The sequence below is a fragment of the Paenibacillus sp. FSL R5-0912 genome, assembly GCF_000758605.1.
GTDB lineage: Bacteria > Bacillota > Bacilli > Paenibacillales > Paenibacillaceae > Paenibacillus_AQ.
Genome location: NZ_CP009282.1, coordinates 2,486,651 through 2,498,966, shown reverse-complemented (window position 1 = coordinate 2,498,966; position 12,316 = coordinate 2,486,651). Strand labels below are relative to the sequence as shown.

At 54.8% G+C, this 12,316-nt stretch carries 13 protein-coding genes; 10 read left to right on the top strand and 3 right to left on the bottom strand.

The genetic code is table 11. From position 1 onward, the window contains the following. The first annotated feature begins 135 nt into the window (after nucleotides 1-135). The 3 genes from R50912_RS10445 (at nucleotide 136) to R50912_RS10435 (ending at nucleotide 1,426) form a co-directional block, all read left to right on the top strand. Nucleotides 136-456 carry a YtrH family sporulation protein gene (locus tag R50912_RS10445; protein ID WP_039309559.1) on the top strand — a complete coding sequence of 107 codons (321 nt, stop codon included), beginning with the start codon at nucleotides 136-138 and terminating at the stop codon, nucleotides 454-456. 64 nt (nucleotides 457-520) lie between these two features. Beyond that, a complete protein-coding gene (locus tag R50912_RS10440; protein ID WP_042234632.1) occupies nucleotides 521-1,024 on the top strand; it encodes a sporulation membrane protein YtrI in 504 nt (167 codons plus the stop codon). 93 nt (nucleotides 1,025-1,117) lie between these two features. Next, nucleotides 1,118-1,426: a YtpI family protein gene (locus R50912_RS10435; RefSeq protein WP_042234630.1), complete on the top strand. Its 309-nt coding sequence runs from the start codon at nucleotides 1,118-1,120 to the stop codon at nucleotides 1,424-1,426. Nucleotides 1,427-2,163: 737 nt separating this feature from the next. On the opposite strand, the gene R50912_RS10430 is transcribed toward R50912_RS10435, so the two are convergent. Both R50912_RS10430 and R50912_RS10425 read right to left on the bottom strand, forming a co-directional pair. Continuing rightward, entirely contained in the window at nucleotides 2,164-3,498 is a 1,335-nt protein-coding gene (locus R50912_RS10430; RefSeq protein WP_042234628.1) for a DRTGG domain-containing protein, read from the bottom strand. Nucleotides 3,499-3,780: 282 nt separating this feature from the next. Next, nucleotides 3,781-4,065 carry a hypothetical protein gene (locus R50912_RS10425; RefSeq protein ID WP_042234626.1) on the bottom strand — a complete coding sequence of 95 codons (285 nt, stop codon included), beginning with the start codon at nucleotides 4,063-4,065 and terminating at the stop codon, nucleotides 3,781-3,783. Between the two features lie 194 nt (nucleotides 4,066-4,259). Between R50912_RS10425 and R50912_RS10420 the strand changes: the two genes are divergently transcribed. Beyond that, a complete protein-coding gene (locus R50912_RS10420) occupies nucleotides 4,260-4,835 on the top strand; it encodes an LURP-one-related family protein (RefSeq protein WP_042234624.1) in 576 nt (191 codons plus the stop codon). A gap of 103 nt (nucleotides 4,836-4,938) precedes the next feature. Here the strand turns inward: R50912_RS10420 and R50912_RS10415 are convergent, their stop codons facing one another. Beyond that, entirely contained in the window at nucleotides 4,939-5,283 is a 345-nt protein-coding gene (locus tag R50912_RS10415) for a YlbF family regulator (RefSeq protein ID WP_042234622.1), read from the bottom strand. A 332-nt stretch (nucleotides 5,284-5,615) separates the two neighbouring features. On the opposite strand from R50912_RS10415, the gene R50912_RS10410 reads away from it, so the two are divergent. The 6 genes from R50912_RS10410 to R50912_RS10385 are packed head-to-tail and all read left to right on the top strand — an operon-like array spanning nucleotide 5,616 to nucleotide 12,313. Further along, nucleotides 5,616-6,983 (top strand): YheC/YheD family endospore coat-associated protein, encoded by a 1,368-nt coding sequence (locus R50912_RS10410; RefSeq protein ID WP_042234608.1) that lies wholly within the window; start codon nucleotides 5,616-5,618, stop codon nucleotides 6,981-6,983. Between the two features lie 10 nt (nucleotides 6,984-6,993). Then, entirely contained in the window at nucleotides 6,994-8,172 is a 1,179-nt protein-coding gene (locus R50912_RS10405; RefSeq protein ID WP_052416197.1) for a YheC/YheD family endospore coat-associated protein, read from the top strand. Next, complete coding sequence (locus R50912_RS10400) at nucleotides 8,173-9,546, top strand: YheC/YheD family endospore coat-associated protein (RefSeq protein WP_042234605.1); 1,374 nt, start codon at nucleotides 8,173-8,175, stop codon at nucleotides 9,544-9,546. After that, complete coding sequence (locus R50912_RS10395) at nucleotides 9,543-10,661, top strand: YheC/YheD family endospore coat-associated protein (RefSeq protein WP_042234604.1); 1,119 nt, start codon at nucleotides 9,543-9,545, stop codon at nucleotides 10,659-10,661. Before R50912_RS10400 ends, R50912_RS10395 begins: the two co-directional genes overlap by 4 nt. 21 nt (nucleotides 10,662-10,682) lie before the next feature. Beyond that, complete coding sequence (locus R50912_RS10390) at nucleotides 10,683-11,201, top strand: GNAT family N-acetyltransferase (protein ID WP_042234602.1); 519 nt, start codon at nucleotides 10,683-10,685, stop codon at nucleotides 11,199-11,201. Then, nucleotides 11,183-12,313 carry a YheC/YheD family endospore coat-associated protein gene (locus R50912_RS10385; RefSeq protein WP_042234600.1) on the top strand — a complete coding sequence of 377 codons (1,131 nt, stop codon included), beginning with the start codon at nucleotides 11,183-11,185 and terminating at the stop codon, nucleotides 12,311-12,313. The genes R50912_RS10390 and R50912_RS10385 overlap by 19 nt, the downstream gene beginning before the upstream one ends. Nucleotides 12,314-12,316 lie beyond the last annotated feature (3 nt).

Sequence of the window (12,316 nt, the reverse complement as noted above, 5' to 3'; positions counted from 1 at the left end):
CCCTTCAGTTCCAAAATCAAAACATAAGATGAAACTATTTTATCATATTAGAGGGGGAACCGCCCATAGAATGGATTAAGAGCATAAGGACAGGCAGCGGATAAGCAATTGCCTGGACCGGGAAGGAGCCTTATGATGAATATTTTCCTGAGCAAAGCCGTCCTCGACTTCTTCATCGCCTTCGGCATTGTATTGGGCGGTTCCCTGCTGGGCGGGATCGGAGCCGTGGTCTCTCTGCAGCCGCCTACGCACACCATGCTGGATATCGCCGACCGGATCAAAATCTGGGCACTGGCTGCCGCCGTCGGCGGAACGATCGACCCGATGCGGGTCATTGAGAGCAATATGCTGGGAGGTAACCTCTCCCCCGCCATCAAGCAGATTCTCTATCTGGTCTTCGCTTTTCTGGGCGCTCATATGGGCAGTGAGTTAGTCAAATGGGTGTGCGGCAAGTAGAAACAGAAGGATAATGGATAGCGCTGAGCAGATACATTCTTATATTTAAAGGGGTGATGAATCCATGCGCCTGCCGCCGTTTCACCGCTACCGGCGTTTCTCGCAGATTGCTGCCGTTTTTGTGCTGGGAATGATTGTGGGCGCCGTGGTATATAACGCCATTTATCATATGGGATACAACGTGCTCTGGCTAAGCAATCAGGAGCTCCGGATACAGATCGAGGAGTACCGCAATGACATTGACACGCTCAAAAAATACAACAATACCTCCACCGTAATCCGGGAAATTAAGGTCCGCACCGAGGACAGCAAAGTTAAGGAAGGCACCGCTGTGCTGGACACGGTGACTGTCAAGGAAATCCTCAGGAAGCTGGTCAGCGATCTGGAGCCGATGCGCGGGCGCAGCATGTTTGAAATCGATTCTGACGGGAAGCTGGCCCGCCTGCTGCTGGACGGCAAAATCTATATTGTACGCGAGAAAGAATATACTGTCAGAATCCGCACTATGCTCGTTATGGAGGGTGTGCTGCAAATCTGGGTGGAGATCGCTCCTTATAAGCGCACCTGAGTCATAATCATGGTACAATAGTGGGCAAATCATAGAATGGTAGAGTATAGCCGAAGTACCGTTTCCCACCTTCCACTAAGGAGTTGTCTGTCCATGATTATGCTCATCAAGTATCTGCTGTTTGTTCTGCTGGTCGTCTTTATGATCAGCGCCGCCATGTACAGTTTCTCCTCCCGGAGGGCCGTAGACCCGCTAATCAAAGGGCTTAAGCGATCAATTATGAACATGCTGCTCGGCGCAATGCTGGTAACGCTCTCACTGATGTCGATGTTCATCTTCCGCGGCTCGACGCTTAATGTTGTCATTGAAGCAGCTTTTCTGCTGCTGGGTATCTTCAACATCTTCTCGGGGCTGCGCAGCCACGGGTACTACAGCCGGCTCCGCAGCGGGAGCGGGAGCTGAGTGTTTACGGTATCCGAAACCGGTATCAGAATGGGTATTTGAATCCGGCTATTAATCGGTATTTCAATCGCTATTTGAGTCTTTGCATCTCTATGTGAATCTTTGCATCGGTATTTGAATCGCTAGTTATCTTTGAATCGCTAGCTAAATCGCAGCATCTCCCTCACTCGGCTCTCCGGTAGAACTATGCGAAGTGGAAATTGTACACTTATTACTGGCCAAGCCCTACCTTTCAGGGGAGCAGTTGGAAAAAAGGCACTTATTTCGTCCGCTTTCCTCCCCTGGTGTAGATTCCGGCGGATTCGATGTCCTTTTTCCACTTATTGTTCCAAAATTGGGGAGTTCGGGACAATTAGATACCCTTTTTCCACTTGCTGCCCGCTGCTCATAATAGAGACCTATCCACTCAGTGTCCATGTAACCAGATTCCCAGCCCGTCGCCCATATAGTATTCAGCTTTTTCAGCCGTTCAGCTTCTTAGCTTCGCAGCCATTAATCCAACCAGCTATTCTATGGCTTGCCGCAATTCCCCTAGTTAGTCCCTAATGCAAATAGACCAGGTTACTCTCCCGGTTACTACAGGATAGCCTGGTCTATTTAGTCTGTATTCGTCTGTATTCGTCTGTATTCGATTCTGATTCGTCTGCACTTGTCGATATTATTCGTTCTGTATTCATTTTCTGTGCGAAGACTGCATGTATGCCTACACTATTGCTAAATGTATATATTTGAGCGTTTTAACCGTGGTCAATCGACTGCAGCATCAGGACGGCCTTGGCCACAATGGTCTCCATGTGACTGATTTCAATCTCCAGCTTGCAGGTACGGCGGCTGATCTCCAGCAGCTTCGGCATGACGATAATGGAATGCTCGATTTGCACCGGGCGGATGAAATAGGTGGACATGTTATCCAGCACATAGTCATTGCCGGTGATGTCCTTGGCCGCCTTAAATGCGGAAAGGGTCATCAGTGTGGACAATATCCCTTCCGAAATCGTCCCAAGATCTGTTGCCATCTGCGGTGTGATGAAGCCGTGGAAGAACAGCTTGCCTTCCTCATCGCGCTCATCGGCAAAACCGTTCCAGATCAGATGATCGAAGGTCTCCCCGAGCTGCGGCTGGTTGCTGGCATCACGCAGACTCTGCAGCACTTCCCTGCGGGTCAGCGAGCCGACCAGCTTGCGGTTACGGTCCACGATCGGCAGGAAGTCGATCCCTTCCCACATCATAATCTGCGCTGCCGAAGCCAGGGAGGTCTGCAGTGCAGCGGTCACCGGGCTGCGGACCATGGCCTTCTCGATGCTCTGCCCTTCTGCGAGCTCCTCCACATCGCGGCGGCCCACGATACCGATGACCCGATTCCACTCGTCGGTCACCGGGAAGCGCTGCTCACCGCTCGAGAGGGACAATTCGCGTAATTCGCCGACTGTACTGGAGATTTTGAGCGTATTCAGGCGCGGCTTGCCCTCCACAATATCTTCCACGAGCATAATCTTCTTCTTGATCAGCCGGTCAAAAATCGCCCGGTTAATCATTGAAGCTACTGTAAACGTATCATGCCGGGAAGAAATCACCGGCAGGTCCAGTTCATCCGCCAGCGCCTTCACCTCTCGGCTGGTACCGAAGCCACCAGTTACTAGCACCCCTGCCCCCTGCTCCAGTGCAAGCGAATGCACATCATCACGGTTACCCACGATCAGCAGGCTGTCGGCATCGATATAACGGATCATGGCATCCACTTTCATCGCGCCAATCACATATTTATGAAGATGTTTGTTCAGACCTTCCGCTCCGCCGAGGACATGTCCCTCGACAATGTCCACTACATCTCCAAACGTAAGCTGATCAGAAATATTGCGCGGCTTTTTTTCTACCCGGACCGTACCGATCCGCTCCTTGGTAATAACGATTCCCAGGTTCTCCGCTTCCTTCACGGCACGGTATGCTGTACCTTCACTGACGCCCATTTCCTTGGCCAGCTTGCGGACGGAGATCTTCGTTCCCACCTTCAGACTTTCAATATGCTGCAGCAGTTGTTCATGCTTTGTAATATTATCGCCTTGACCTTCCAACTGTTACACCCCCATACCCCGATCTGTACTATTCTGTACCCATTATAACGCTGGTTACAGCGGAGTACAACAGAACGGGTATGCTTCTTTCAAGAGATATGTCAACTGTATGACAAGCGATACCAGAGGCGATTAAGGGCAGCCGCACTTAGAACAACACACACATAATGCATGCATAAGTACAGCCTTGAATATAGCTATAACACAGTTCACCCCCGGTCCGCAGCTTTCGCGAGACAGGGGGTGAGCCACTTCAGCTTGCCTATAGGCGCCGGCCAAATCCTATAATCTCTGGGACACCCGGGTTTCTTCGTTCCACTGGCCCTGCCACTGCTCCAGCTTAGCCTTGCGGACCGCCTCCAGGCGTTTCTGCTTCTCTTCATCCACTCCGATGATAAAGTGCAGGTGCGAGGCAATCACCATGAAGGCAAATGCACACCAGACAATACCAAAGCCCAGCACCCAGCCGGGACCATTCTGAAAAGACAGCTTCGGCAGCGCGTACAGCAGCATCGCCAGAGCCGCCAGCAGATACACGGAATGCTTGAATTTGTTTCTTTTTTTCATTGTCGAACCGCTCCTTCGTTCTAAAGGGTTGTCAGGCTGAACTTGAATCTATATCTCTACTCTATGAACTTCAGGTTCGGATTATGAGACAAGTTGCTAATTTTTCATCTTGCTGATTCCGCTGCCTCCTGGTTAAGTCTAGCCTGAATGCCGGGAGTGTGAGATGATGGAGCCATGAAGAGGAGGAATTTACATTGAATAACATTTGGGGCCAGTCCGAGTACATAATCCGCAAAAAAGTATTCTCCGTCATGGGGGCAAAGCTGCATATTTACAACAGTTCGGAGGAACTTTTGCTCTTTTCGCAAATGAAGGCGTTCAAACTGAAAGAGGATATCGCCCTGTACACGGACGAGAGCATGGAGAGAGAGCTACTGCGCATTAAAGCCCGCAAAGTGATAGATCTCAGCGCCACCTATGATGTCTATGATTCGGAGACCGGGAAATCTCTGGGCGCACTCCGCCGCAAAGGCCTGAAGTCTATCATCAAAGATGAATGGGTGATTCTGGACACCGGCGATACCGAGATCGGATTCATTAAAGAGGACAGTATGTTCATGGCGCTTCTGCGGCGTGTCATTACTCTGATTCCGCAAAAATATAATGTGGAGATCGGCGGCATGGTCATCCCGGCCTTCCGGCAGAACTTCAACCCTTTTGTCACCAAAATTATCGCCGACTTCTCCGAGGACCGCAAAGGTGTACTCGATAGACGTATTGGCGTAGCTGCCGCGATTCTGCTCTGTGCCATTGAAGGCAAACAGGATTAGATTAGAAATGTCGGCCTTAGCATCAAAAAGAGGGTGATTCCGGAGCCAAATGGCACTGAAATCACCCTCTTGCTATTATCAGGAGAATCCCCTTCTATAGCGCTTATTGTTGTCCGCCGTACATTTGGGACAGGCTGTCGGTGATGATTTTGTTCACATCTTCGATGACTACACTAAGGCGGCGCTCTGCGTCGAACAGGCGGCGGATGCCGAGATTCAGGTTAAGCACCTCGAACAGCTTCTCCATCTTCTCCATTTCCTCCTGCGGAGGCATCTCTCCGCTCATCATCTGCTGCTGCAGCTCGATTTGGCTCTGACGGAAATTGTCGAGCATCAGCTTGCTCTCCGGATCTGCTTCGATCACTTTCATCGCGCTGGTGATATCTGATACCTCGGTGCTGTCTTTAATGGCTCTCGCCAGTTCATGTGCCTTGTCAATTACGTTCATTATAAATCCTCCTAAAAGTTTTGTTAGCATCTGCTTCCCTGAGTCTTCTTCGCAAAACTCGCTTCGTAAGCATACGCTTAAGTTTTGTGTATCCGCCCAAATTTCGCGGTCACGTTATTCCCCCTCCAGCGGCCAGACTTCTGTCTGTGCGGCCTGCACCTGTACTCCATCTGCTGAACGGGTCACCGCCGCCGGACATTTAATCCGCCCGGCACGGCTTTTTAAAGAATAGGTCAATCACCAAGGGTCAGATGTCTCCATATGATGAATGATATGTAACCCTAAAGATTCATATTGCCGGCATCATGCTGCCTACCGGAAGGAGATCCACGATGTCCCAACTCAAGATCCCGGTCCAAACGGTCCACTCGGGCATCCTGCAGGAAAACGCTGTAATGCTAGGCGACAAATCCATGAAGAGGCTCAAAATACCGGCGCACGGAACAATCCAGCTAACCTTCGGCTCTTTCCGGCAGGAGGTTACCGTTATTCCGGTTCCCAAATCCGACAGCCTGCGCGTAAGCGAAGGGCTGGCGCGCAGGCTGGGCTTAAGGCAGCGCCTCACGCTTAACGCTTCCTATAGTTCAGGCAGCCGCAATCTGCGGCTGGGGCCGATGATTGGAGTTCTGGTGAGCCGGGACCATCCCGAGCATCCCGACAGAGTGTTCGGCCAGATCACGATGTTCTGCCGGGAACTGACCAATGCCTGCCATGCACAGGGCGCCTATGTATATTTCTTTACCCCGGAAGCGCTGGAAACGCGCAGCACTACCATCCAGGGCTGGGTATACGATGAGGGCTGGCGCAAGCTGAGTCTTCCTGTGGCCGATGTGATCAACAATCGGCTGACGACGCGAAAGGTAGAGAACAAACCTAGCGTACAGCATTTTTTGGCGGATGTAAAATCCCGCTACGGAACTCATTTTTTCAATGAAAAGTTCCTTGACAAGACAGAGGTATTCGAAGCGCTGGCACAAGATCCCGCCCTGCAGCGGTATTTGCCGGAGTCGCATGCCCTGAATGGCTTCGCCGTATTGAAAAGAATGTGCAGCAATTATCCCAGTGTGTTCCTGAAACCTGTACGCGGCAGCCTGGGCAAAGGCATTCTGCGCATCTCCAAAGAAGACGGCGGCGGCTATCGGCTGCAGTCGACAACACCGCTGGGGACACGCAAGCAAAGCTATCCCAGTCTGGCGAAGCTTTTTGGGTCCATTGCCCCGAAGATGAAAACGACCCGCTACCAGATTCAGCAGGGCTTGCCCCTGCTGGAGCTTGGACGGCGGCCGGTGGACTTCCGGGCACTCGTACAGAAGAACGGCACCGGCAAATGGGGCGTCACCTCCATTGTGGCCCGGACCGCCGGAAGTAATCATTTTGTCTCTAATCTCGCCCGGGGCGGGACGCTCAGTACGGTCCGGGAAGCCATCGGCAAAAGCAATCTACCGCCCGGAGCGAAGGAAAGCTCCCAGGTTCAGCTTCCCCGGGCAGCACTGGCGATCGCCAGAGGCGTAGAGACTTATATCCCGGCGCATTTCGGGGAGCTGGGCATCGACCTTGCGCTGGACCAGTCGGGCAGAATCTGGCTGCTAGAAGTCAACTCCAAACCGTCCAAGAACGACAATACACCGCTGAACGACCAGAAGATCCGCCCCTCCGTCAAACAAATGATTCTATACTGCCGCTATCTGGCCGGGTTATAAGGAGGACATCATGACCGAAACAGCAATGGGGTTCCTTGGCATTATGACAGGCCGTCGCCACGGGAATCCTCCCATCGCAGAACCGGAATTCTGCAGTCATCTATGCCGGGCGGCCCCGTTGTATGATCTGAAGGTCCTTGTTTTCCATCCGGAAGGTGTCGCCAAGGACGGCGCCTCTGTCAGCGGGTATCTCTGGCAGGAAGGTCAGTGGGTGCCTGCGCAGTCACCTCCGCCCGATATTCTCTACAACCGCTGTTTCTACCGGACTCCGGAGGAGAAAAGAACTGCAGCCGCTGCCCTGGCTGTACTCTCCCGCTGTCTCCCCTGGTCACGCGGACTCCCGGATAAATGGGGCGTGTACGAGATCCTGCGGCGCAGCCGTACAGCCGCTGCCCTACTGCCCGAAACTCTGGTTTATAGCGGCCGTGAAGCACTCGGCAACATGCTTGCCGAAAGGGAGTACGGTGTTTTTCTGAAACCCAAAACAGGCTCCCACGGCAAACGCACCATGCACGCTGTACTTCTGGGCAAAGGCGAAGGCGGCGGAGTGAGTCTGCGGGGAAGAGACCGGTTGAACGAACCTTTTCAATATGTTTTCGGTACGCTGGACGAAGGCCTGGACTGGATCCACGGCTTCATCGGCCAGCACCGCTATATCATACAGCCATATCTGCATCTCACCGGCAGCGGAGGACAGCCGTTCGATGTGCGGGTGCTGATGCAGAAGAACGGTACCGGCGCCTGGTCTATGACCGGTATGGCCGTACGTCTGGGAGGCCGGGGATCGCTTACCTCGAATCTCCACGGCGGGGGAACCGCGGTTCCCGCTCTGCCCTTCCTGCTTGCCGAATACGGCAACACAGGCCGAAGCCTGTATGAGGAGCTGATCTCAGCAGCCGCTCTCCTGCCTCCACTGCTGGAAGATTCCTGCGGGAGACTCGGAGAGCTCGGTCTCGATTTCGGCATTGATGCCGGAGGAAGAATCTATCTGCTTGAAGCTAATTCCAAGCCAGGGCGCACAGTGTTCCGGCTGACGGGCGACCGCCGGGCTGCTAGGCTCGCCGCCGAGAATCCGCTGCGCTATGCGCGTCATCTGCTGCTTACATCAAGCGGCAAACCACAAGCTGTCTCACCGGCAGCTCCGTTCAACGGGAGAATGATATCAATCGTTCCTAAGGAGGATTCATAAATGGGTCTCACTTTTTGCAATGTGCATTTCACCAAGCAGCCCCAAAGAGTTGTCTATGTCTCGGGTGAACTGATGAAAAGCCTGAAATTATCCGGCAAGAAAAACATCCGCCTGCGGCTTGGGAAGGATGCCATCCCGGCGATGATCAAGCCGATCAAACGCGCCGGCAAGCATCTCTTCCTGGCCTCGGGAGTGAAGAGCGCAATCAAGGTTCCGAAATCAGGCGGCATTTATTTGCGCAACCTGCAGAATGATGAGGTCCAGCTCGGACCGCTGGTCGGCGTACTTTCCGACGGGCCCGCCTCCGCGGCACAGCCTTTTGGCTCCCGTACCGGCTTCATCAAGCAGCTGCTGCGCGAAGGCAGCAACAAATGCTATATCTTCGCCTTCATGCCGCGTGACATCGACTGGCAGCAGGAGCAGGTCAACGGCTATTTCCTCACGGCCGGCGGCAAATTCGAGCGTAAGATGGTGCCGCTGCCGGATGTCGTCTACAACCGTCTGCCCAGCCGCAGAGCGGAGACTTCCCCATACATCAACCAGCTGCGGGAGCGGTTCGGACGCAAGAAGATTCCCTACTTCAACTGGAGCTTCTTCAATAAATCGGATGTTTACCGCCTGCTGGAGAATGACGGTGCCGCCAACCGCTTCGTGCCTGAAACACACAGCAATCCCAGCACAGAACAGATGCGCGATATGCTGGACCGCCACCACTTTGTCTATTACAAACCTTCCGCAGGCAGTCTTGGACACGGCATCTACCGCCTGACCTACCTGCCGAAGAAGGGGTACTTCGCCCGTTACCGTAAGAGCGGGAAGAATGTGCTGCTGCGCTTCACCAGCTTCGACAGCCTGATGCGCATGCTGCGCGGCCGTCACGGACAGAGCCTGCAGAATTATGTGGTTCAGCAGGGGATCCGGCTGATTGAGATTGACGGCTGCCCGATTGATTTCCGCTTCCATATGCACAAGAACGGCAGCAACCAATGGGTAGTTGTCGGCATCGGGGCCAAGAAAGCCGGCCGGGGCAGTGTCACCACCCACCTGAAGAACGGCGGCGCCCTGCTTACACCGCAGCAGGCACTGGGCCGTGTCTTCGGCGCAAGATCGGATGAAGTGCTGCAGCGCGCCAAAACAACAGCCGTCAAGCTGGCAGAATCCCTGGAAATCCAGCACCGGCATCTGCTCGGTGAGATTGGATTTGATCTCGGGATTGACCAGGATGAGGATATCTGGATGTTCGAGGCCAATGCCAAACCGGGACGCTCTATCTTCCGCCACCCCTCCCTGCGCGCTGAGGGCAAAGCTTCCATTGAGCACATCCTGGAGCATTGTCTGTATCTCAGCAAATTCCGCAGGAGGGATGACTTGTGAACAGCCGTATCCCTGACCCCGGCAAGCCCGTTATCGCCATCCTGACGACCAGTGACCGGCTGAAGCAGTTTCGCGGCAACCGCAATAACTTCCGCGATATTATCCGCACCGGCAAAGAAATGGGTTATCTGGTATATGTCGTCACCGTCCGCGACCTGAAGCTGGAGGAGCGGATGGTGAACGGCTTCGTCCCCTCTGCCAGCGGCAAGCTCTGGTACTCCATTCCTGTCCCGCTGCCGCAGGTGATTTATAACCGGATTCCGAACCGCGATGAAGAGGAGAAGGCACCGGTCGCCCGCAAAATAGCGGAATGTCTGGAGCATCCTGAGATCCAGCTGTACAACCCGAGATTTTTCAATAAATGGAATCTCTTCGAGTGGCTCAAGGAATCCAAAGCAACCTCAAAGCATGTGCCCAAGACCCGCCGTCTGCGCAGTGCAGCAACCCTGACGGCCATGCTGAAGAATCACGACAGTCTCTACCTCAAACCGGAGAACGGCAAAGCCGGCAAAGGGATTATGCGGCTGAGATACCGGATGGATGCTATGCTGCCTTACCGGCTGCAGATCCAGAGCGGCAAGAAGAACACGACCTACAAAGCCGCGTCCATCGAACGTCTGTGGGCCAGAATCGTCAGGGAAAAAGGGGTATCCCGCTACATCGTGCAGCAGGCCATTGTGCTTGCTGCGCACCACGGGCGCCCCTTCGATCTTCGCGTGCTGCTGCAGAAGAACGGCCGTGGCGCCTGGGCGGTCACCGGCATTGGCGCACGGCTGGCCGGAGCCCGCAGCATCACTACCCATGTGCCGCGCGGCGGCAGCATTGAAGAGCCCTCCAGCATGCTGGAGGGAACCTTCGGAGCAGAGCAGGCTGCGGCCATCCTGAAGAATGTCCCCACCACGGCGCTGCTGATTGCCCGGCAGATTGAACGCGCTTCGGCCACCATGCTGGGCGAGATGTCAATGGACCTCGGCGTCGATGAAGAAGGCGGGCTGTGGTTCTTCGAGGCCAATTCCAGGCCGATGAAATTCGATGAGCCGGCGATCCGCAAGCTGTCGCTGGAACGCATTTTTCATTATGGCCAGCATCTATCCCGCCAGACTAAGCCTAATTAAACCCGTAAAGGAAGTGACACCATGCAGATATCCTCACTCTACGACAGCAATCCGGTGCAGTGGAATTCCAGACTAGCCGGATTGCTTGAATTCCTGAGGGAGTATGGGGAGCAGCGGATTACGCTTCGCGGATGCAGGCAGCTGGCCCGGCTGACACCGGAGCAGCTCGCCTTGCCGGGAGTTTCGCTACTCGTTGCCACTGTACGGGGTCAGAACGGCCGTCAGCTCGCAGGTGTCAGCTTCGTCTCCGGCTACGGCAAGGAGGCCTGTGTAGTAGCCGTTCATCCCCTGTACCGCAAGAGGCATACCGGCACAGCCCTGCTTACCGCGCAGCTGGAACGTCTTGGGCAGCTGGAATGCCATGTAGCCTGCGATAACCCGGCCAGCCTGAAAATGTGCTTCAACAGCGGGCTAGCCGCCGTAGACCTGGTTAACGGCCCTACGGGTAAACCCACGCTGCTGCTGCGGTCCTCCCGGACTGCAGCCGGACCTACTATTCTCCCACAAGAAGGTGAACTCCTGTGCCAGAGCCCGTCTTAGGCATCCTCACGCTATATCTGAATGACGCCAAACAGCTTGAGGAGAAGAGCGTGTACCGGAGGATGATTATTGAAGGCAGCCGGATTGGCCTGGATGTCTTTGTGTTTACCCCCGCAGATGTGCATGTAAGCAAAGAACAGATCCATGCCCTTGTCTATGATGTCAAAAGCGGAACATGGTCGCGCAAATGGCGCTCCTTCCCGAATATGATCTATGACCGCTGCCGGATTCAGCGCAGCCAGCGGTTCCAGCAGTTGCTGCGCTTTCGCGCGCGGTATGATCATCTGACCTTCCTGAACCGTCCGCTGCGGAATAAATGGACGGTTCACCAGACCTTTTCACAGAAAAGCCGTTTCCGGCAGCATATGCCGGAGACTCTTCTATATCAGTCTTCCGCCGATCTCCACCGCATGCTGAAGTTCAGTCCGGTCGTCTACGTCAAGCCGATTAACGGCACGGGCGGACGCGGCATCCTGCGGATTGAGCGGCAGCGGGAAGGCAAGTCCCTCTACGATATCCAGGGACGCCGCCAGAGCCGGCAGATCATCGCGCCCCGCAAGGTGTCGCTGAGCCGCCTGGATTCGATTGTCCGCCAGTGGTGTCTCGGCGGACGGTTCCTCATCCAGCAGGGCATTCCACTCCGCTTGCCAAGCGGCCGGTTCCATGACTACCGGATGCTCGTGCAGAAGAACGGCCAAGGCGTCTGGGAATTCACCGGCATGGCCGGCCGGGTAGGCGCGGCCCGCAGCGTCACCTCGAACCTCCATGGCGGCGGGCATGCGATGCGGGCCGAGGCCCTGCTGAAGCAGTGGCTCGGCAGCGAAGAGCGGGCCGACAAAGCCATGCGCACCGCAGAGAAGCTGGGAATCGAAGCTGCCGCGTACCTCGAAGATAGCTTCGGCGCGCTCTGCGAGCTGGCCCTGGACCTCGCGATCGACCGCGAGGGCAAGATCTACGTGCTGGAGGTCAACCCCAAGCCGGCCCGCGAGGTCTTCGCCCGCTCCGGCGACAATAGCACTTACCGCAAAGCGCTGGTACGCCCGCTGGAATATGCGATGTGGGTGTATAAGAACAAGAATACGCCGAGCTCGGCGAAGACGGTTGAGGAATGAAGA